This is a genomic window from Rhodococcus sp. T2V (assembly GCF_029269925.1).
Lineage (GTDB): Bacteria > Actinomycetota > Actinomycetes > Mycobacteriales > Mycobacteriaceae > Rhodococcus_F > Rhodococcus_F koreensis.
This window is the reverse complement of sequence record NZ_JARJBD010000067.1, coordinates 12,143-32,973: the sequence shown is the minus strand read 5'-3', so window position 1 is coordinate 32,973 and position 20,831 is coordinate 12,143. Positions and strand designations below refer to the sequence as shown.

The window sequence follows — 20,831 nt, the reverse complement described above, 5'->3', positions numbered from 1 at the left end:
GTGTCTGACGTGGAGAAGGCTCCGGGCCGGCCGGGCACCGAGACGGGGCAGGAACCGGAACCCATCAAGGCGATCCCCCTGCGGCGGCCCGGCCGGTGGATCGCCGCGATCGTCGTCGGCCTGCTGCTGGCGCTGTTCGTCAACGGTGCGCGCACCAACGAGGCGTACCGCTGGGACGTCTATGCCCAGTATCTGTTCGACGCCCGGATCTCGGCCGCGGCGTGGAACACCATCCAGCTGACGATCCTGTCGATGGCCATCGCCATCGTGCTCGGTGTCGTGCTCGCCGTCATGCGGCTGTCGCCGAATCCGGTTCTGAAGGCGGCGTCGTGGGGGTACCTGTGGATTTTCCGCGGAACCCCGGTCTACGTGCAGTTGGTGTTCTGGGGGCTGTTCCCGTCCATCTACAAGCAGCTTGATCTGGGAATCCCGTTCGTCCACCAGTTCGTGCACATCGACCTGCAGGGAATCAACGCGGCGTTCCTGTTCGCGGTGATCGGGCTGGGACTCAACGAGGCCGCGTACATGGCCGAGATCGTCCGCGCGGGCGTGAACTCGGTCGCCGAGGGGCAGACCGAGGCGTCGGTGGCGCTCGGCATGACGTGGTCGCAGACGATGCGTCGCACGGTTCTGCCACAGGCCATGCGGGTGATCATCCCGCCCACCGGCAACGAGCTGATCAGCATGCTGAAGACGACGTCGCTGGTCACCGCGGTGCCGTACAGCCTGGAGTTGTATGGACGTGCCAGGGACATCTCGGGTGCGAACTTCCAGCCCATCCCGCTGCTGATGGTGGCCGCCACCTGGTACCTCGCCATCACGAGCCTGCTCATGATCGGCCAGTTCTACTTGGAGCGGTACTACTCGAAGGGGGCGTCCCGCAAGCTCACCCCGCGGCAATTGCAGGCGCTCGCCGACGCGCAGGGCAAGCCGCTGGTGATCGAACCCGGTCCCGAAACCCTGCCCGACACACCCGGAGGGGAACGAAAATGACGCCGATGGTCAAGGCGGACCGGGTCTGCAAGAACTTCGGGGCGCTCAAGGTGCTCAAGGGTGTGTCGCTCGAGATCGGCGCCGGCCAGGTCCTGTGCCTGGTCGGGCCGTCCGGGTCGGGCAAGTCGACGTTCCTGCGGTGCATCAATCACCTCGAGCAGGTCAACGCCGGCCGGCTGTACGTCGACGGCGAGATCGTCGGGTACTCCGAGCGGGGTGGCAAGCTCTACGAACTCCACCCCCGGGCGGCGGCGAAGCAGCGCCGCGACATCGGGATGGTCTTCCAGCACTTCAACCTCTTCCCGCACCGGACGGCGCTCGAGAACGTCATCGAGGCGCCCATCCAGGTGAAGAAGCTGAGCAAGAAGAAGGCGCTCGAGCGGGGACGGGATCTTCTCGAACAGGTGGGCCTGAGCGAGAAGGCGGACGCGTACCCGGCGCAACTGTCGGGCGGTCAGCAGCAGCGCGTCGCCATCGCCCGCGCGCTGGCGATGGACCCCAAGCTGATGCTGTTCGACGAGCCGACGTCCGCCCTCGACCCGGAGCTGGTCGGGGAGGTGCTCACCGTGATGAAGGATCTCGCGGCCGGCGGTATGACGATGGTTGTCGTCACGCACGAGATGGGCTTCGCCCGCGAGGTGGCCGACCAGCTGGTGTTCATGGACGCCGGCGTCGTCGTCGAAGCGGGCGATCCCCGCGAGTTGCTGGCCAATCCGCAGCACGACCGCACCAAGTTGTTCTTGTCGAAACTGCTCTAGTGGCCTCCGGCCCCGTGAGTACTTGTTAACCGCCGGCGGTTAACAAGTACTCACGGCTTGCGACAGCTGAAGATGGCGGTGCCGGGGAAGATCTGGCCCCGCAGCGGGCTCCACTGCCCCCATTCCCGGTCGAGCCACTCGGGCCACTCCGGCTCGATGATGTCGCGCACCTCCAGCCCGGCCGCGACGATCTCGCGGACCCGGTCGCCGATGGTCCGGTGGTGCTCGACGTAGGTGGGGACGCCGTCGCCGTCGACCTCGACGTAGGGCGTGCGGTCGAAGTAGGGCAGCGAGGCGGTGAGTCCGCGCGGACCCGGATCGTCCGGGAAGATCCAGCGGATCGGGTGGTTGACGGCGAACACCCACAGCCCGCCGGGGCGAAGGACCCGTGCGACCTCACTCATCACCTGCTGTGAGTCCGCCACGAACGGAACTGCACCAAAAGCCGAACACGCGATGTCGAAGCTCGCGTCGGCGAAGGGGAGGTGCTCGGCTCCCGCATGAACGAGCGGCACGGCCGGACCACCCGCCCGCATGGCCTCGACCCCGCGGGTCAGCATCGACATGGACAGGTCGAGCCCGACGGCCCGGGCGCCCTGGCCGGCCAGCCACCGCGCACAGGGTGCGGAACCGCAGCCCACCTCGAGGACGTCCTTGCCCGCGACGTCGCCGAGGAGGTGGTAGTCGCCCTCGTGGAGCCCTTCCGGACACCAGACGAACTCACCCTCGGACGAGTCCACGCCGAGGAACTCGCCGTGGGTGCGGTGGTAGTCGTCCGCGTCGGCGTCCCACCAGGCGCGACTCGCGCGTTCGCTGGACTCGGAGTCGACGCGGACGCGGCTCACCCCCGACGTTCCGAGGACGCTGTTGGCGGTGCCGTGGCGGTCGTCTTCGGCGGAGAGGGGAGAATCGGACGGGCGGGGATCGGGCATGGGCAACAGAGTAGAGCGTGGGAACGTGCCCGGGTTTGCCCAGCTTGCCCACGGGCGCGTAGCCTATTGCACGCGAGTGTCTATGTGTGCGGCATCGGATTCGGTTCAGTTCGAGTTTGTTCGGTTCCAGTCGGGTGTCGTTCCGTGCGCTTGCGGTGATCTGATTCGGCGGGAATGTTTCGTCGGTTCAGGTTGCTTGTCCGACAGAACACCATCAACCGACCACAACCCGTCCGGAGCAACTCAACACATGCCCTCCACCACCGTGACCTCGCCGCAGGTAGCCGTCAACGACATCGGCTCCGCCGAGGACTTCCTCGCCGCCATCGACGCAACGATCAAGTACTTCAACGATGGCGACATCGTCGAAGGCACCATCGTCAAGGTCGATCGTGACGAGGTCCTGCTCGACATCGGTTACAAGACCGAAGGCGTCATCCCTTCCCGTGAGCTCTCCATCAAGCACGACGTCGACCCCAACGAGGTCGTCTCCGTGGGCGATGAGGTCGAAGCTCTCGTCCTCACCAAGGAGGACAAGGAAGGCCGACTGATCCTGTCGAAGAAGCGCGCTCAGTACGAGCGTGCCTGGGGCACCATCGAGGAGCTCAAGGAGAAGGACGAGGCCGTCAAGGGCACCGTCATCGAGGTCGTCAAGGGCGGCCTGATCCTCGACATCGGCCTGCGTGGCTTCCTTCCCGCTTCGCTCGTCGAGATGCGCCGTGTCCGCGATCTGCAGCCGTACGTCGGCAAGGAGATCGAGGCCAAGATCATCGAGCTCGACAAGAACCGCAACAACGTCGTCCTCTCGCGCCGCGCATGGCTCGAGCAGACGCAGTCCGAGGTTCGCAGCGAGTTCCTGCACCAGCTGCAGAAGGGCCAGGTCCGCAAGGGCGTCGTGTCCTCCATCGTCAACTTCGGTGCCTTCGTGGACCTGGGCGGCGTCGACGGCCTGGTGCACGTGTCCGAGCTGTCCTGGAAGCACATCGACCACCCGTCCGAGGTTGTCGAGGTCGGCACCGAGGTCACCGTCGAGGTTCTCGACGTCGACCTGGACCGCGAGCGCGTCTCCCTGTCGCTCAAGGCCACCCAGGAAGACCCGTGGCGTCAGTTCGCCCGCACGCACGCCATCGGCCAGATCGTGCCCGGCAAGGTCACGAAGCTGGTTCCGTTCGGTGCCTTCGTGCGCGTCGAAGAGGGAATCGAAGGCCTCGTCCACATCTCCGAGCTGGCCGAGCGCCACGTGGAGGTTCCGGACCAGGTTGTCGGCGTCAACGACGATGCACTCGTCAAGGTCATCGACATCGACCTCGAACGTCGTCGCATCTCGCTGTCGCTGAAGCAGGCCAACGAGGACTACAACGCCGAGTTCGATCCGTCCAAGTACGGCATGGCGGACAGCTACGACGAGCAGGGCAACTACATCTTCCCCGAGGGCTTCGATCCCGAGACCAACGAATGGCTCGAGGGCTTCGACAAGCAGCGTGAAGAGTGGGAGAACCGCTACGCCGAGGCTGAGCGTCGTCACAAGATGCACACCGCTCAGATGGAGAAGACCGCTGCAGACGAGGCCGCCGAGGCTGCCACCGCTGCTGCCGGCTACTCCTCCGAGTCGGGTGCCGGCGACGCCGACGCCGCTTCGTCCTCCAGCTCCTCGTCGTCCGAGTCTGCCGGTGGATCGCTGGCCAGCGACGCACAGCTCGCCGCTCTGCGCGAGAAGCTGTCGGGCAACGCCTAGCACGTCCGCCTGACTCGTCAGGCACAGCCGAACACCCCGCCCCTGCACTGCAGGGGCGGGGTGTCGTCGTTGGGACCCTTACTGTGACTGCGCTGAATACGACTGTGGCCCAACCTCTTCGGAGGTTGGGCCACAGTGCGTGGGTGGTGCTCGGGCGATCAGTTCGCGGTTGCGGGAATCAAGTACCCGGACGAGGACTGCACCTCGGCGCGCTTGCGCATCGTCGCGAAGCTGTGCCTGCCTTGGCTGACGAGTGCCGTGAGCCAGGTCCGGCGATGCTCGGCGAGCGCGGAAGCCACCTCGGGGATCTCGATGCAATGCACCCCGCCCGCAGTGCCGAGGCGGTGCCGACCGAACTGGTTGCGGTGATCGCGCATGGCGTTCCTCTTCTTGGAGAAGGTGCAGGTCGGTGCGTTCGCTCGAACATAACCGAACCTGTCGGACTTCTGTGGTATTTGGGGCAGGTGAGTCTGCTGAGCGGGAAGTGGGTGGAGATCTGGGAGGGACGTGCGTCGTCGTTGCGGGCGGGTGCAACACTGGGGGCGTGTTGAGAATCGGCCTCACTGGAGGCATAGGAGCCGGTAAGTCCACCGTGTCGAAGGTCCTCGCCGAACTCGGGGCGGTGATCGTCGACGCCGATCTGATCGCGCGGGAGGTCGTCGAACCCGGAACGCCCGGCCTCGCTGCCCTCGTCGACCGGTTCGGCGAGGAGATCCTGACGGCGGACGGCGCGCTCGACCGGCCGGCCCTGGCGGCGCGAGCCTTCGCGGACGAAGAATCGCGGCTGGCGCTGAATTCCATCGTCCACCCGCTGGTCGGGGCGCGCACCACCGAGACGATCGAGTCGGCGCCGGAGGACGCCGTGCTCGTCCAGGACATTCCGCTGCTGGTCGAGGGCGGGATGGGTGCCGCGTTCCACCTGGTCGTCGTCGTGTTCGTCGATGCCGAGGACCGGGTGCAGCGACTCGTCGGATCGCGGGGGATGTCCGAGACCGACGCGCGGGCGCGGATCGCAGCCCAGGCGGACGACGATCAGCGGCGGGCGGCGGCAGACGTCCGGCTCGACAACAGCGGCGCCCCGGGTGCGCTCGAACCGGAGGTCCGGGCACTGTGGGCCGAGCGCCTCGTGCCCTTCGAGTCCAACATCCGCACGCGGACCGTCGTCCGTGTCCTGCCCGAACTCGCCTCGCCGAATCCACAGTGGCCTGCCCAGGCCGACCGGCTGATCGCCCGGTTGCGGCTGGTGTGCGGCGACCGCGCCGTCCGGATCGACCACATCGGGTCGACGGCCGTGGAGGGGTTGCCTGCCAAGGACGTCCTCGACGTCCAGGTGACGGTCGCGAACCTCGAGGTCGCGGACGAACTCGCGGAATCACTCGCGGGCGCCGGGTTCCCCCGCATCGAGCACATCACCGCTGACGACCCGAAGCCCTCGTATCAGGGCGGCGAGACCGATCCGGCTCTGTGGGGCAAGCGAATCCACGGCGGCGCCGATCCGGGGCGGCCCGTGAACATCCACCTTCGGGTCGACGGGTGGCCCGGGCAGCAGTTCGCGCTCGTGTTCCGGGACTGGCTCCGCGCGGACACCGACGCCCGCGCCGAGTACCTCGCGGTCAAGGAGGCCGCGGCGGAGAAGGCGGCCGGTCACACCGACTATCAGGACGCGATCACCGCCTATGTCGACGCGAAGAGCCCGTGGTTCGACCGCGCGTATCACCGGGCGTGGGAGTGGGCCGAGCGAACCGGCTGGAGCGCGTAGGTCACCGCCAGTCGATCGGCATGCCGATCGAGGCCAGCCAGCCGCCGAGGTCGTGGCCGTGTGCGGCGATTCCGTCGATCGCCGTGGTGGCGGCGAGGATCGCCTGCTCGGCCGTCGCGGCGTCGAGTAGGCCGACGCGGTGCGCCTCCATCAGTTCGTCGACGTCGAGGAGTTCGGTGTCGCGGCCGGTGCGGATGACCAGATCCAGGTAGTGGTCCTCCGACTTCCACACGTTCTCGCCGCGGGTGAATGTGCCGATGTCGACGTAGTGGTCCTGATCGCGCTGGTGGTACGGGTGGTAATGGAAGATCGACGCGCGCAGCCCCAGGTCGGGGAGCAGCCACGACTCCAGGTAGTGGAACTGCCGGTGGTCGGCGTTGCGTGCCATGTACAGCCCCCACGGCTCGACGCGGTAGTGGTCGACGTGACGGACGAAACCCTTGGGGTCGGTGTTGGTGTGATCGCGGAGGTCGAAGTACTCGACCTTCGGTGGGTGGATGTCGTGAGTCGCGCCTGCCATGGCAGCGAACCTACCGGGATTTTTCAGCCGACGGAGATCGCCCGGGAAGTTTGTCGGCCCCCCGGCCTACCCTGGTTGCATGGCGTTTGCATCCGAGCACCCCGTGGTGGCACATTCCGAGTTCCGTCCCATCGGGGAGATCGAGCGGTCGGAGGCGCGTTTCGAGGTCGTCAGCGACCACAAACCGGCCGGCGACCAGCCGACCGCGATCGCGGATCTGGAACGGCGGATCAACGCGGGTGAGAAGGACGTGGTCCTGCTCGGCGCCACCGGCACCGGTAAATCGGCGACCACGGCGTGGCTGATCGAGAAGGTGCAGCGACCCACGTTGGTGATGGCGCCCAACAAGACGCTCGCCGCGCAGTTGGCCAACGAGTTGCGCGACATGCTGCCCAACAACTCCGTCGAGTACTTCGTCTCGTACTACGACTACTACCAGCCCGAGGCGTACATCGCGCAGACCGACACCTACATCGAGAAGGATTCGTCGATCAACGACGACGTCGAGCGTCTGCGGCACTCCGCGACGTCGAGCCTGCTGTCGCGGCGGGACGTGGTCGTGGTGGCGTCCGTGTCCTGCATCTACGGCCTCGGCACCCCGCAGTCGTATCTCGACCGCTCGGTGCAGCTCGAGGTCGGTGTGGAGGTTCCACGCGACGCCCTCCTGAGGCTGCTCGTCGACGTGCAGTACACCCGTAACGACCTGGCGTTCACCCGCGGATCCTTCCGGGTGCGCGGTGACACGGTCGAGATCATTCCCTCGTACGAGGAACTGGCGGTGCGGATCGAGTTCTTCGGCGACGAGATCGAGGCGCTGTACTATCTGCACCCGCTTACCGGGGACGTCGTGCGGAAGGTCGATTCGGTGCGCATCTTCCCGGCGACGCACTATGTCGCGGGTCCGGAGCGGATGGAACGCGCCGTCAAGGACATCGAGGCCGAGCTCGAGGAGCGGCTCGCCGACCTCGAGAACAAGGGCAAGCTGCTGGAGGCGCAGCGGCTCCGGATGCGCACCCAGTACGACCTCGAGATGATCAAGCAGGTCGGGTTCTGCTCCGGCATCGAGAACTACTCGCGGCACATCGACGGTCGTGGACCGGGCACGGCGCCCGCCACGCTGATCGACTACTTCCCGGAGGATTTCCTCCTCGTCATCGACGAGTCGCACGTGACGGTCCCGCAGATCGGTGCGATGTACGAGGGCGACATGTCGCGCAAGCGGAACCTCGTCGAATTCGGGTTCCGGTTGCCGTCGGCCACCGACAACCGCCCGCTGACGTGGGAGGAGTTCACCCAGCGCATCGGGCAGACGGTGTACCTGTCGGCGACGCCGGGCAAGTACGAGCTGGGGCAGGCCGGTGGCGAGTTCGTCGAGCAGGTCATCCGCCCGACCGGTCTCGTCGACCCCGAGGTGGTCGTCAAACCGACCAAGGGGCAGATCGACGACCTGGTGCACGAGATCCGCGAACGCGCGGACCGCGACGAGCGCGTCCTCGTAACCACGTTGACGAAGAAGATGGCGGAAGACCTCACCGACTACCTCCTCGAGCTCGGTATCCGGGTGCGGTACCTGCACTCGGACATCGACACGTTGCGGCGCGTCGAGCTGCTCCGGCAGCTGCGGCTGGGGGAGTACGACGTTCTGGTGGGTATCAACCTGCTGCGTGAGGGCCTCGACCTGCCCGAGGTCTCGTTGGTGGCCATCCTGGACGCCGACAAGGAAGGCTTCCTGCGGAGTTCGACCAGCCTCATCCAGACGATCGGCCGGGCGGCTCGTAACGTCTCCGGTCAGGTGCACATGTACGCCGACAAGATCACCGACTCGATGCAGCACGCCATCGAGGAGACCGAGCGGCGCCGTGAGAAGCAGATCGCCTACAACGAGAAGATGGGCGTCGATCCGCAGCCGCTGCGGAAGAAGATCGCCGACATCCTCGACCAGGTCTACGAGGAAGCCGACGATACGGCCAGCGGCGTCGACGTCGGCGGTTCCGGACGCAACGCCACCCGCGGGCGTCGTGCGCAGGGCGAGGCCGGACGCTCGGTCAGCGCCGGCGTGTACGAGGGCCGCGACACGAAGTCGATGCCCAGGGCGGAGTTGGCCGACCTGGTCAAGGAATTGACCGATCAGATGATGAACGCCGCCCGTGATCTGCAGTTCGAACTCGCCGGGCGGCTGCGCGACGAGATCGCCGATCTGAAGAAGGAGTTGCGCGGCATGGATGCCGCGGGCCTGAAATAGCGAGGGCGCCGAGGCCGTACGGTCGCACAGCAGTACGGTCGCACATATGGATGCACACAACGCAGGTCGCACCGCCCGGTCCCTGGAATTGCTTCATTCGCTCAGCTATTTCGTTCCCGAGGTCGAGGAACGGCTGGTCGAGGCGGGGTTGGAACCGGGTCGGATGAGCTACTTCGCCGGACGTGCCGCGCCGATGGGCGCGGTCGGTGCCGGCGTTGTCACGGCGACGTTCTTCAACTTCAGCCCCGCCGCGGTCGCGTCGATCATTCCGCGTGCCTGGGGTCTGGCCACGCCCGCGGCGATCGTCGAGGCCCGGTACCGGGCGGTCGGCGAGGCGTATGTGCGACTGCTCGGTGAATCGGTGACGACGTCACCGGAGATGGCCGAGGCGGCCGAACTGGCGTCGATCGCGGCGCGGGGTATCCCGGGTGTCGAGGGCAGGCCGCTCTGCGCGGGCTACACGGAAGTGGAGTGGCCGGACTCACCGCACGTCGCGTTCTGGCATGCCCTCACCGTGCTGCGGGAGTACCGCGGCGACGGTCACATCGCCGCGCTGCAGACGGCGGGTCTGAGCGGACTCGAATCGCTGATCACCCACACCGCGACCGGGTACGGGTTCCAGAAGAAGTTCGCGATCACCCGCCGCGCCTGGACCCAGGAGCAGTGGGACTCCGCGTCCGACAGTCTGCGTGACCGGGAAATCCTGGACGCCCGGGGCGAACTCACCGCCGAAGGTAAGGAACTGCGGGAACTGGTCGAGGATCTCACCGACGATCTCGCGCTGGCTCCGTGGGCGGCACTGGGGGAGGACGGGGCGGCCCGGCTCGTCGAACTCGCGACCCCGTGGCGTGACGCGATCGTCGCGGCGGGAGTGTTCCCGGCCGGCGTGTTCGGTCCCAAGGTCGCCGTGTCCCGCTGACACCGATCACAGCCCGGGCGCACGGAAAATGTGATCCGTCATGCACCGGGGATATCCCCTGTGGCATGTGTTGCAAATGCACCTACGAGGGCACCGGGACGGCTAGGGTCAGCGCAGTGGCTGCTGGGTCCCAGGCACGAGGTGTGTCCGGACCCCGGCCAATTGACCACCGCAGACATGGAGGAATGAATGAGCGCCTACCGGACCGTTGTCGTCGGAACCGATGGCTCCGAGTCGTCGTTTCTGGCCGTCGAGAAGGCTGCCGCCATCGCGGGGGACGCCGGTGCCAAGCTGATCATCGCCTGCGCGTACTACCCGGCCGATCCCAAGGACGTCGGGCAGGCCGCCGACGCGCTCGGTGACGAGGCCTACCAGATCACCGGTTCGGCCCCGACATACGAGATCCTGCGCACCGCGAAGGAGCGCGCCCACGCCGCCGGCGCCAAGGAGGTCGTCGAACGCGCCGTCGTCGGTGCCCCCGTCGAGTCGCTGCTGAACCTGGTCGACGAGGTCGAGGCCGGCCTCCTGGTGATCGGCAACCGTGGACTCAACACCCTGACCGGGCGGCTCCTCGGGTCGGTTCCGTCCGATGCCGCACGCAAGTCGACATCCGACGTCCTCATCGTCCACACGGTGCGCTGACACCGGACCGATCAGCAGTAATTCGCCTCGGCGGCATCGAGATACACCTGCGCCACCTGTTCGGTGGTAAGACCGGAATCCGACGTCGCCGAGGCGAACTGCGCCATCGGCCTCAGATGCGCGAGAATCGTCGCCTCGTCGGTCCCCTCGGACAGCTGACCGCAGATCCCGTTGGCGAGCGCCAGGACCGTGTCGTCGGGAGGCGCCGGAATCCCGGCCGCGACCAGCGATTCCTTGTAGCGCAGGCCACGGGCATCCAGGTGTGATGCGGCGGTGGTGGATGCCGCCGAGGCGGTGGGCGGTGGGTCGGAGGCGGTGGCCTCCGAGCACGCGGTCAGCGCAAACGTGGTGAGGGCGAGACCACACCCGATCAGCCGACCGCGACCGCCCGCGGTCACGACAGGATCCCGACCTCTGCCGGGCCGAGTTCGGACAGCACCGCGGGCAACGTCTTCGTGTGCACCACACCGAGTCGTTGCGTCGCACGGGTCAGGGCGACGTAGAGGTCGTTCATTCCCCGTGGCGACTCGTCGAGAATGTCCTGAGGCTCGGCGATGAGCACCGAGTCGAATTCCAATCCCTTGACGTCACGCACCGTGAGGACGCTGACGGTGTCCGACCTCAGGTCGGCGAGCGCGGCGACCAGGTCGTGGCCGCCGATCACCACGGTGGTGCCCGGTCCGGTTTCCCGGGACACGCAGGTGCGCACGGTGTCTGCCAGTTCGGCCTCGGACACTTCCAGGGCCCACGGTGCGAAACCGGATTCGCGCACCGACCGCGGCACGGTCTGCTCGGCGTCGATCTCGGCGAGAACCCGCCGGGCCGACGTCATGATCTCCGCCGGTGTGCGGTAGTTGACGGTCAGTTCCGTCAGCTTCCACCGCTTGGCGACGTACGGTTCGAGGATCCGCTGCCACGACGACGTTCCCGCCGGGTCGCCGGTCTGCGCGGTGTCGCCGACCAGCGTCATCCAGCGATTCGGTATGCGCCGCATCAGCATTCGCCAGGCCATCTCCGAGAGTTCCTGCGCCTCGTCGACGATTACGTGACCGTAGGTCCACGTTCGGTCGCCGGCGGCGCGCTCCGCGGTGGTCTGGTGCTGCCCGACGTCGTGGCGTTCAGCGAGCTGGCTGGCGTCGATCAGGTCGTACGCCATCAGGATTTCCGGGTCCAGCTCGTCCTCGAGATCCTGCGGCGCCGAACCGGTCAGGATGTCCAGGGCGCCCTGGGCGTCCGCGATCTGTGCCCGCCACTGGCGACGGGCGCGTTCCCGTTCGGCGGCGTCGTCGACGCCGAGGAGTTCCGCCAGTTCGTCGAGGAGCGGGGCGTCGGCGGCGCTGAAGCCGCGCATTCCGGGGCGGCGCAGCGAGTCGCGTTGCGCCTCGGTCAGGTTCGGGGCGGCATCGGCCAGCCGCTTCGGTGAGGCGTACAGCTCGGCGAGGACCTGCTGCGGTGACAATTCCGGCCACAGCGCGCTGATCGCCGTCATGATGTCCGGGTCCTCACGCATCTCGTCGCGCATGTCGGCGATGTCGTCCCGGCTCAGCAGGTTCCCGCCGTCGACGACGTTGGCGCCGAGGGTGTCCGCGAGTTGCTGCGCGAGCGCCTCGATGACCGAGGAGACGAAGACGGGACGGGCCAGGTTGTGCGGGCGTCTGGACGACCGCGCCCGGCCACGAGCGCGGGTGACGACCTTGCGGTCGAGAGTGATCCGGTAGGTGTCGAACGTCAGCTCCACGGGCCGCGACGGCACTTCCTGCCGATCCCGGACCGCCTTCTTGAGAACGTCCAGCATGTCGAGCGAGCCCTTGATCTCGCCGGCGTCGAGGCTGTCCTCGACGGTGGCGCGGACACCGGGGTAGAGGTCGCCGATGGTGGAGAGCAGCACACCGGTCTCGCCGAGCGACGGCAGCACCTGGCCGATGTAGTCGAGGAACGTGGCGTTGGGGCCGATGATGAGGACGCCGGCCTTCGCGAGCTGCTGGCGATACGTGTAAAGCAGGTAGGCGGCGCGGTGCAGAGCGACCGCGGTCTTGCCGGTTCCGGGACCGCCCTGGACCACGAGCACGCTCTTGTGCTCCGACCGGATGATGGCGTCCTGCTCGCCCTGGATCGTCTCGACGATGTCGTTCATCTGGCCCGTGCGGGCAGCGTTCAACGCCGCGAGCAGCGCGCTCTCACCCGCGACGCCGTCCGAACCGGTGACCGTGCCCGCGGCCTCCGCGGCCGCCAGGTCCAGGTACTCGTCGTTGACTGCGGTCACTCGGCGGCTCCGCGTGCGGATGTGCCGCCGGCGGGTGACGCCGTCCGGGGCGGCCGGGGTCGCGAGATAGAACGGGCGGGCAAGGGGCGCACGCCAATCGAGGAGCATCGTCTCGTAGTCGTTCTCCTCGTCGAGGATGCCGAGGCGGCCGACGTAGCGGTGCTCGCCGTCGAGGTCGATCCGGCCGAAGCACAGTCCGTTCTCGGCGGCGTCGTACTTGGCGAGGTCTTCGGTGTAGAGCTGATTGAAGGACTCGCGCTCGCTCCGCGCCTGCGGGGTGCCGCCGGTTTCGAGCAGTACACGGCTCAGCCGGTTCGCCGCGTACTGGCGAAGGCCGTCCAGTCGGGTGTAGAGCATCGTCACGTACTGCTGCTCGAGCTCGCGCTCGTCGCGTGACGTGTCCTCGTCGGGCAAGAGGTCTCCTTGACTGGTTCGGCTGCAACCGGATCGGCTGCAAAAGTGCCTGGACAGTCTAGTCGGCCCCGGAGGTGTGTCGCTGACTTCGCAGGTCAGCGGCGATCTCCGGGGCCGATCAGATCGAATATCCGGCGCGGGCCGGGTCAGTGGGACAGTTCGTCCCGCTTCGCCCTGGCCTTCTCGAGTGCGGTTTCCGCTCGCTTGCGGGCCCGCTTGCTCAGCACCTCACTGCGTTCTGCGGCGGTGCCTGCCCATTCGCCGCCCTTCTCGCGGGCGACCTCGGCCAGTTCCGGGCCGTGCTCCTTCGCCGCCTCGACGAGTTCTGCGCCGCGTTCGCGGGCGACGTCCGCCCACTCGGCGCCGTGTTCTTTCGCGACCTCCGCCCATTCCGCGCCGTGTTCCTTTGCGACCTCCGCCCATTCGGCGCCGCGATCCGCCGCGACCTTCGCGAGTTCGGTGCCACGGTCTTTCGCGACCTCGAGGAGGCCGGACCCACGCTCGGCGGCCTCACCGGACAGGATGCGGGCGCGCTCCGACGCCGCGGCCAGGGCCTCTCCGATCTCGGGGCCGTGATGGTCGTGACCGGAGCCGAGGGGCAGGGCCGCGGCCACGGTCTCCTGTGCGTGCCGGGCGGCGCGGCGTCCACGCCAGCCCAGTGAGGGCTTGCCCTCGGTGTCGACGGCGGCGATGAGCAGTCCGCCGAGCAGGCTCACGTTCTTGAGGAACTGAGTGCGCTGAGCCGCCTTCTTCGCGGTGTCGGTCTCGTTCCAGAAGTCGTGCCCCACAACGGTAGTGGGCACGAGGCTGCCTGCGAGCGCGAGTGACGCGAGGCGCGGTGCCTTCCCCGTGGCGAGGAGCACTCCGCCGCCGATCTGCACGGCGGCGTTGATCTTGACCAACGTCTCCGGGTCGGACGGGATCTTCTGCGTGACGGACCCGGGAAGCGCCTCGGTGGACTTGTCGATCAGTGGTGCGGCGGCCTGTGCTTTCTGCGCCGGATTTCGAAGTGCATCGATCCCTCCGCTGATGAAGATCGCGGACAGCAGTGGGCGAGCGATACGACGGACGAGCATTCCTGGCCTCCCAATCTCGAGTTCTCCCGTCTCACACTAACGAGAGTTCTGGGCAGTCGTCGGCGTACGACTGTGTTGCCGAACCGACGGTCCGCCCATTCACCAGTACCCAGGGAGGCCGATCGCCAATCGCGGACCGTGCGGTGCGCGATCGGCGATCGGATGCGGTCACCAGCCGCGTTCGCGCCACTCCCCGAGGTGGGGGCGCTCGGCGCCGAGGGTGGTGTCGTCACCGTGGCCGGGGTAGACGACGGTGTCGTCGCCGTAGCGGCCGAAGAGCTTGGTTTCGACGTCGGTGAGCAGTGATGCGAACTTGCCCGCGTCGGCGGTCTTCCCGACGCCGCCGGGGAAGAGGGAGTCGCCGGTGAACAGGTGGGTGCGTCCGCCGCCTGCTTCGGTGAGTGCGAGCGCGACGGAGCCGGGGGTGTGGCCGGCGAGGTGAATCACGTCGAGGGCGACCTCGCCGACGGTGACGGTGTCGCCGTCCTCGAGGAGGCGGTCGGGCCGGACGGGCAGTGCGTCGGCGTCGAGTGGATGCGCGGCGGTGTCCACGCGGGTGGCCGCCGCGACGTCCTCGAGCGCCAGCCAGTGGTCGCCGTGCTGGTGCGTGGTGACGATCAGGTCGAGCGACGGCGCGTGTTCGCCGATCAGTTGATTGACGCGGTCCGCCTCGTTGGCGGCGTCGATGAGGACGGATTTTCCGGTTGCGGAACAGACGACCAGGTACACGTTGTTGTCCATGGGGCCGACGGACATCTTCGTGATCGTGGCTCCCGGAACCGTGCGGCGCTGCGGCGCCGAACCGGGGGAGACGTGGCCGGTGTACGAGTCTTCTATCACCATGGGCTGCTCGGTCATGATGGGGAGGCTACCGTCGAATACAGGCAGGTGAGTGGCAGGGCGGCCATCCGTCCCCCAGAACGTGTCGGTGCCCCGGCTTACCATGGCACGGCCAGAGGGCTGAGCGTCCACGCGCGTCCTCGGCTGTCGAACAATGAAGGGACTTGGAGTGGCGGATCGCCTTATCGTGCGGGGTGCCCGTGAGCACAATCTGCGAGGGGTCGATCTCGATCTGCCCCGCGACAGCCTGATCGTGTTCACCGGGTTGTCGGGCTCGGGCAAGTCGAGTCTGGCGTTCGACACGATCTTCGCCGAGGGCCAGCGACGCTACGTCGAGTCGCTGTCGGCGTACGCGCGCCAGTTCCTTGGTCAGATGGACAAGCCCGACGTCGACTTCATCGAAGGCCTGTCGCCCGCGGTGTCCATCGACCAGAAGTCGACCAACCGGAACCCACGGTCGACGGTCGGCACCATCACCGAGGTCTACGACTACCTCCGTCTGCTCTATGCCCGGGCCGGCACCGCACACTGCCCGGTCTGTGGGGAGCAGATTGCGCGGCAGACGCCGCAGCAGATCGTCGACCAGGTTCTGGAGATGGAGGAAGGCACTCGCTTCCAGGTGCTCGCCCCCGTCGTGCGTACCCGCAAGGGTGAATTCGTCGACCTGTTCGACCAGCTCAACATGCAGGGCTACTCACGTGTGCGTGTCGACGGCGTGGTGTATCCGCTGTCCGAGCCGCCCAAGCTCAAGAAGCAGGAGAAGCACGACATCGAGGTGGTCGTCGACCGCCTCACCGTCAAGGCCGGTTCCAAGCAGCGGCTCACCGATTCCGTCGAGACCGCGCTGCGACTGGCGGAGGGCATCGTCGTCCTCGACTTCGTCGACCGCGAGGAGAACGCCGCCGACCGGGAGCGACGGTTCTCGGAGAAGCTCGCGTGCCCCAACGGCCACGCGCTGTCCATCGACGACCTCGAGCCCCGGTCGTTCTCCTTCAACTCCCCGTACGGTGCCTGCCCGGAGTGCACCGGTCTCGGAATCCGCAAGGAGGTCGACCCGGACCTCGTCGTCCCCGACCCCGAGTTGTCGCTCGAGGACGGGGCCATCGCGCCGTGGTCGATGGGGCAGAGTTCCGAATACTTCGGTCGGCTGCTGTCCGGCCTCGGCGACATTCTCGGCTTCGACATGAAGACGCCGTGGAACAAGCTCCCGGCGAAGGCGCGCCGGGCGATCCTCGAGGGTAGTGAGGAGCAGGTCCACGTCCGCTACAAGAACCGGTACGGGCGTACCCGGTCCTACTACGCCGAGTTCGAGGGCGTCATGCCGTTCCTGCACCGCAGGCTCGAGCAGACCGAGTCCGACCAGATGAAGGAACGCTACGACGGCTACATGCGGGACACCCCCTGCCCCGCGTGCGGTGGTGCGCGCCTGCGCCCCGAGATCCTGTCGGTCACGATCGCGAACGAGAAGTTCGGGATGAAGTCGATCGCCGAGGTCTGTGAACTGTCGATCTCCGATTGCGCCGACTTCCTGAACAGCCTCACACTGGGCAGCCGCGAGGAGGCCATCGCCGGTCAGGTGCTCAAGGAGGTCCAGGCCCGCCTCGGCTTCCTCCTCGACGTCGGCCTCGAGTACCTCTCCCTCGCCCGCGCCGCCGGCACCCTGTCCGGTGGCGAGGCGCAGCGCATCCGTCTCGCCACCCAGATCGGCTCGGGTCTGGTCGGCGTGCTGTACGTGCTCGACGAGCCGTCGATCGGTCTGCACCAGCGCGACAACCGGCGTCTCATCGAGACCCTGACGCGCCTGCGCGACCTCGGGAACACGCTGATCGTGGTCGAACACGACGAAGACACCATCCGCACGTCCGACTGGGTGGTCGACATCGGACCGCTCGCCGGCGAGCACGGCGGCAAGGTCGTCCACAGCGGGCCCTACCAGGAACTGCTCGACTGCGAGGAATCCCTCACCGGCGCCTACCTGTCGGGCCGCAGCCACATCGAGATTCCCGCGATCCGCCGTCCCGTCGATCGCAAGCGTCAGGTCACGGTCGTCGGCGCGCGCGAACACAACCTCGGCGGCATCGACGTCAGCTTCCCTCTGGGCGTGCTCACGTCGGTCACCGGCGTGTCCGGGTCCGGTAAGTCGACGCTCGTCAACGACATCCTCGCGACGGTCATGGCGAACAAGCTCAACGGCGCGCGTCAGGTGCCCGGCAGGCACACCCGCATCAACGGGCTCGACCAGTTGGACAAGCTCGTGCAGGTCGACCAGTCGCCGATCGGCCGCACCCCGCGGTCCAACGCGGCCACCTACACCGGGGTGTTCGACAAGATCCGTACCCTGTTCGCCGCCACCACCGAGTCGAAGGTGCGCGGCTACCAGCCCGGCCGGTTCTCGTTCAACGTCAAGGGCGGCCGGTGCGAGGCCTGCTCCGGCGACGGCACGCTGAAGATCGAGATGAACTTCCTGCCCGACGTGTACGTGCCGTGCGAGGTCTGCCACGGTGCCCGGTACAACCGCGAGACGCTCGAGGTCCATTACAAGGGCAAGACCATCGCCGAGGTCCTGGACATGCCGATCGAGGAGGCCGCGGAATTCTTCGAGCCCATCACGTCGATCCACCGCTACCTCAAGACCCTCGTCGAGGTCGGTCTCGGGTACGTGCGGCTCGGTCAGCCCGCGCCCACGCTGTCCGGTGGTGAGGCGCAGCGCGTGAAGCTCGCCGCCGAACTGCAGAAACGTTCGACGGGCCGCACGGTGTACATCCTCGACGAGCCCACGACGGGTCTGCACTTCGAGGACATCCGGAAGCTGCTCGGGGTCGTCAACGGGTTGGTCGACAAGGGCAACACGGTGATCGTGATCGAGCACAACCTCGATGTGATCAAGACGTCCGACTGGGTGGTCGACATGGGGCCCGAAGGTGGGTCCGGTGGCGGAACCGTCGTCGCGCAAGGCACCCCGGAGGACGTGGCGCAGGTTCCGGAGAGTTACACGGGACGGTTCCTCGAGAATGCCCTCGCGGTGCCGGCACCCGTTCCGGCGAAATCGAAGGCAGTCAAGTCCTCACCGACGCGGAAGTCCGCGTCGGCGAAGAAGACTGCCGCGGCCACCACGGCGACACCGCGTAAGCGGGCGCCGAAGAAGGCCGCAGCAGTCAGCTGAATCCGGTCAGACTCTCGCGGCCGCGTCGATCGCGGTCGCGAGGTCAGCGGGCCGCGACCACATCGGCCAGTGTCCCGTCGGCAGATCGACGTAGTCGACCTTCGCGATCTGCGCGAGTTCGGCCGCCATCGGATGACCCGCTGCGGCCATCTGCTGGATGACCTCCGACGGGAAACTGGTGCAGATCACCGTGGTCGGCACGTCCAGCCGCCTGCTGTCGGTGAGTTCGACCGCGTCCCTCGCCGGTCCGGCGGGCATGGGCACCGCCCGGTTTCGGAACGTGTCGAGCGTGTCGTCGTCGAGTCCGTCGAGACTGCTGCCTTCGGCCTCGAGTTCGGACCACGACGGCAACGGAATCTCGGCGACCGCCGGGTCGAGATCGTCGCGCAGCGCGGTACCGCTCTGCAATGGTCCCGAGTCGACGTAGACGATGTGGGCGAGTCGGTCGGGCACCCGATCGCTCGCCGCATACGCAACCGGCCCCGCGCCGCTGTGCGCCACGAGCACCACTCGCTCGGGCGACGGTGTGTCCGTGATGGCCTCCGTGATCGCGGCGACGTGGTCGTTCAGCCGGACGCCGGTGCGGTCGCTGCCGGTGGAGTCGAGTCCCGGCAACGTCACCGCGGTGACGTGATGCCCCTGTCGGGTCAGGTCGGATTCCACTGCCTCCCAGGCCCAGGCACCGAGCCAGAATCCGGGGACCAGAATGATGTGAGTGCCTGTGCTGCCGTGTACTTCGCTTGTCCGAGTCATGAGACAAGAGTGAACCCGCAACGGTGACATCAGCGTGTCACCGTATTCGTCACAGTCGCATAACGGAATCGGTCCGACGAGAATCGGGACATTGTCGTGGACGTTCGGCAGACTGCACTCATGGACCGCCCCGCACGCCTCCACGCCCTGACGGAAGAACTGCGCCGCGCGGGTGACCGGGGCCGGACGGCGGAGCAGTTGGCGGCGCAATTCGAGGTGACGGCCCGCACGATCAAGCGGGACATCGCCGTACTGCAGTCCTCGGGCGCCCCGATCCGGGCCACTGCCGGACCGGGTGGGGGATACGGGATCATGGGGAACGGCACGTTGCCGCCGGTAAATTTCACTCCCGCTCAGGCGGTCTCGGTCGCTCTCGCCCTCACGGCCTTCCGTGATGCGCCGTTCGCGACCGACGGGCGGGCCGCGCTCGCCAAGCTGCTCGACGTGATGGACGCGGAGTCGAGGGAGCGGGTGGAGCAACTCGGCGCGAAGGTGTGGATTCGGCGAGAGGCCGCCGGAGGAAGTGCGGAACCCCGCATCCGACGCGTCGTCGAAGACGGTGTGCAGCGCGAACTGATGGTGTCCCTGCGGTACGTCGACCGGGACGGCGGCCGCACCGAGCGGGTCGTCGAACCGCACCTTCTCGCGCACACGAGGGGGTCGTGGTTCCTCGTCGCGTGGTGCCTGAGCCGGGCGGGTGTGCGCTGGTTCCGGTTGGACCGGGTCTCCGACGCCACCCTCACCGGCCGGTCGTTCGTCCCGCGCGATCCGGGTCTCTTCGGCGAACCGCCTGCCGACGCGCGCACCGTGTTCGACCGGTGAGGGCGATCAGAGCGCGCGGGCGGCCGCCACGGATCGGTTCACGAGCGAGACGAGAACCGACTCGTCGACGTCGGCGAGTTTCTTGACGTAGAGGCAGCCCTTGCCGACCTTGTGCTTGCCGAGCGCGGCGAGTTCGGCCTCGTGCTCGGTGAAGTCGAGGGACAGATACAGGGTGAGTGCCGCCGCCCGCGGCGAGAATCCGATCAGGGCGGTGTCGCCCTCGTGGCCGCTGGCATACCGGTAGTGGCGGGAGCCGAATCCGACGATGCTGGTTCCCCACATCGCGGCGGGTTCTCCCGTCGCGGCGGTGAGCAGTTCCACCAGTCGTGCGCTGTCGGCGCGCTTCACCGGGTCGACGACCGTGGCGAGAAACTCGTCGACGCCGGCCGAAGTCTGCTCGGTCTTGTTGCGGCCCGCCATGTCAGTACCCCGCCATCTCAGTGCCCCGTCATCCCGGTGCCTGCCGTCTCTCAGTACACCGGTCCGGTGTACTTCTCACCCGGACCCTTGCCGGGCTCGTCCGGGTGCGAAGACGCTTCGCGGAACGCGCGCTGCAGTGCCTGCAGGCCTTCGCGGATCGGCCCCGCGTGCGGTCCGAGGTACTCGATGGACGCGGTCACCAGGCCGGCGAGGGCCGTGATGACTCGTCGGGCCTCGTCGAGGTCGCGGTGGGGGCTGGAATCGGGGTCGGCGTCGGACAGGCCGAGTTTCTCGGCTGCCGAACTCATGAGCATGACCGCGGCCCGGCTGATGACCTCGACCGAGGGAACGTCGGCCAGTTCCCGGACGTCGGTATTCTGGTCACCGCCGCTCACGGTGCCGTCGTTCGGGGTGTCATCGATGTTGTCCGTCATGCCCTAGAGGATTCCACCAGCGGCCGATGACATGGCGGCCAGGTGGCCGTGGGACGCAACGTCCCGGCATCGATTAGCTCGCGACGTGCGCAAATGTTACCCTTGGTGCAACGACCGCCTTCGGATTTGTCGGGGGCAGCAAGTGG

Annotated in this window: 19 protein-coding genes; 9 read left to right on the top strand and 10 right to left on the bottom strand. The window is 67.5% G+C overall.

What is annotated here, in order from left to right; translation table 11 throughout:
* The first annotated feature begins 9 nt into the window (after positions 1-9).
* Complete coding sequence (locus tag P3H15_RS37750) at positions 10-993, top strand: amino acid ABC transporter permease (RefSeq protein WP_276141947.1); 984 nt, start codon at positions 10-12, stop codon at positions 991-993.
* Positions 990-1,751 carry an amino acid ABC transporter ATP-binding protein gene (locus P3H15_RS37745; protein ID WP_276141927.1) on the top strand — a complete coding sequence of 254 codons (762 nt, stop codon included), beginning with the start codon at positions 990-992 and terminating at the stop codon, positions 1,749-1,751. The genes P3H15_RS37750 and P3H15_RS37745 overlap by 4 nt, the downstream gene beginning before the upstream one ends.
* Positions 1,752-1,801: 50 nt before the next feature.
* Here P3H15_RS37745 and P3H15_RS37740 read toward each other — a convergent pair whose 3' ends face one another.
* Entirely contained in the window at positions 1,802-2,683 is an 882-nt protein-coding gene (locus P3H15_RS37740; RefSeq protein WP_276141926.1) for a class I SAM-dependent methyltransferase, read from the bottom strand.
* Positions 2,684-2,933: 250 nt separating this feature from the next.
* Between P3H15_RS37740 and rpsA the strand changes: the two genes are divergently transcribed.
* Positions 2,934-4,418 (top strand): 30S ribosomal protein S1, encoded by a 1,485-nt coding sequence (gene rpsA, locus P3H15_RS37735; RefSeq protein ID WP_012687956.1) that lies wholly within the window; start codon positions 2,934-2,936, stop codon positions 4,416-4,418.
* 158 nt (positions 4,419-4,576) lie between these two features.
* Here rpsA and P3H15_RS37730 read toward each other — a convergent pair whose 3' ends face one another.
* On the bottom strand, positions 4,577-4,795 hold the full coding sequence (locus P3H15_RS37730; protein ID WP_276141925.1) for a hypothetical protein: 219 nt from the start codon (positions 4,793-4,795) through the stop codon (positions 4,577-4,579).
* Positions 4,796-4,962: 167 nt separating this feature from the next.
* Here P3H15_RS37730 and coaE point away from each other — a divergent pair, with 167 nt between their 5' ends.
* A complete protein-coding gene (gene coaE / locus P3H15_RS37725) occupies positions 4,963-6,177 on the top strand; it encodes a dephospho-CoA kinase (protein WP_276141924.1) in 1,215 nt (404 codons plus the stop codon).
* A 1-nt stretch (position 6,178) separates the two neighbouring features.
* Here the strand turns inward: coaE and P3H15_RS37720 are convergent, their stop codons facing one another.
* A complete protein-coding gene (locus P3H15_RS37720) occupies positions 6,179-6,697 on the bottom strand; it encodes a DUF402 domain-containing protein (protein ID WP_276141923.1) in 519 nt (172 codons plus the stop codon).
* 79 nt (positions 6,698-6,776) lie between these two features.
* Here P3H15_RS37720 and uvrB point away from each other — a divergent pair, with 79 nt between their 5' ends.
* The 3 genes from uvrB to P3H15_RS37705 all read left to right on the top strand — a co-directional run bounded on the left by uvrB (position 6,777) and on the right by P3H15_RS37705 (position 10,500).
* Positions 6,777-8,939 (top strand): excinuclease ABC subunit UvrB, encoded by a 2,163-nt coding sequence (gene uvrB, locus P3H15_RS37715; RefSeq protein ID WP_276141922.1) that lies wholly within the window; start codon positions 6,777-6,779, stop codon positions 8,937-8,939.
* A gap of 46 nt (positions 8,940-8,985) precedes the next feature.
* Complete coding sequence (locus P3H15_RS37710) at positions 8,986-9,858, top strand: hypothetical protein (RefSeq protein ID WP_276141921.1); 873 nt, start codon at positions 8,986-8,988, stop codon at positions 9,856-9,858.
* 189 nt (positions 9,859-10,047) lie between these two features.
* The gene (locus P3H15_RS37705) at positions 10,048-10,500 is read left to right on the top strand and encodes a universal stress protein (protein ID WP_005247414.1); all 453 of its coding nucleotides are present in this window, start codon (positions 10,048-10,050) and stop codon (positions 10,498-10,500) included.
* A gap of 11 nt (positions 10,501-10,511) precedes the next feature.
* Here P3H15_RS37705 and P3H15_RS37700 read toward each other — a convergent pair whose 3' ends face one another.
* The 4 genes from P3H15_RS37700 to P3H15_RS37685 form a co-directional block, all read right to left on the bottom strand.
* Complete coding sequence (locus tag P3H15_RS37700) at positions 10,512-10,898, bottom strand: DUF732 domain-containing protein (RefSeq protein WP_276141920.1); 387 nt, start codon at positions 10,896-10,898, stop codon at positions 10,512-10,514.
* Positions 10,895-13,177, bottom strand: a complete 2,283-nt coding sequence (locus P3H15_RS37695) for an ATP-binding domain-containing protein (RefSeq protein ID WP_276141919.1) — start codon at positions 13,175-13,177, stop codon at positions 10,895-10,897. The genes P3H15_RS37700 and P3H15_RS37695 overlap by 4 nt, the downstream gene beginning before the upstream one ends.
* Before the next feature lie 146 nt (positions 13,178-13,323).
* Positions 13,324-14,253 carry a DoxX family protein gene (locus P3H15_RS37690; RefSeq protein WP_276141918.1) on the bottom strand — a complete coding sequence of 310 codons (930 nt, stop codon included), beginning with the start codon at positions 14,251-14,253 and terminating at the stop codon, positions 13,324-13,326.
* Between the two features lie 168 nt (positions 14,254-14,421).
* The gene (locus tag P3H15_RS37685) at positions 14,422-15,111 is read right to left on the bottom strand and encodes an MBL fold metallo-hydrolase (protein WP_276141917.1); all 690 of its coding nucleotides are present in this window, start codon (positions 15,109-15,111) and stop codon (positions 14,422-14,424) included.
* A 151-nt stretch (positions 15,112-15,262) separates the two neighbouring features.
* Here P3H15_RS37685 and uvrA point away from each other — a divergent pair, with 151 nt between their 5' ends.
* The gene (gene uvrA / locus P3H15_RS37680) at positions 15,263-18,256 is read left to right on the top strand and encodes an excinuclease ABC subunit UvrA (protein ID WP_276141916.1); all 2,994 of its coding nucleotides are present in this window, start codon (positions 15,263-15,265) and stop codon (positions 18,254-18,256) included.
* Between the two features lie 6 nt (positions 18,257-18,262).
* On the opposite strand, the gene P3H15_RS37675 is transcribed toward uvrA, so the two are convergent.
* A complete protein-coding gene (locus P3H15_RS37675; RefSeq protein ID WP_276141915.1) occupies positions 18,263-19,009 on the bottom strand; it encodes an alpha/beta fold hydrolase in 747 nt (248 codons plus the stop codon).
* A gap of 120 nt (positions 19,010-19,129) precedes the next feature.
* On the opposite strand from P3H15_RS37675, the gene P3H15_RS37670 reads away from it, so the two are divergent.
* The gene (locus P3H15_RS37670) at positions 19,130-19,831 is read left to right on the top strand and encodes a YafY family protein (RefSeq protein ID WP_276141914.1); all 702 of its coding nucleotides are present in this window, start codon (positions 19,130-19,132) and stop codon (positions 19,829-19,831) included.
* A 6-nt stretch (positions 19,832-19,837) separates the two neighbouring features.
* Here P3H15_RS37670 and P3H15_RS37665 read toward each other — a convergent pair whose 3' ends face one another.
* Both P3H15_RS37665 and P3H15_RS37660 read right to left on the bottom strand, forming a co-directional pair.
* The gene (locus P3H15_RS37665; protein WP_072949285.1) at positions 19,838-20,251 is read right to left on the bottom strand and encodes a DUF1801 domain-containing protein; all 414 of its coding nucleotides are present in this window, start codon (positions 20,249-20,251) and stop codon (positions 19,838-19,840) included.
* Between the two features lie 50 nt (positions 20,252-20,301).
* Entirely contained in the window at positions 20,302-20,685 is a 384-nt protein-coding gene (locus P3H15_RS37660) for a DUF1844 domain-containing protein (protein ID WP_072949283.1), read from the bottom strand.
* Positions 20,686-20,831: the final 146 nt, after the last annotated feature.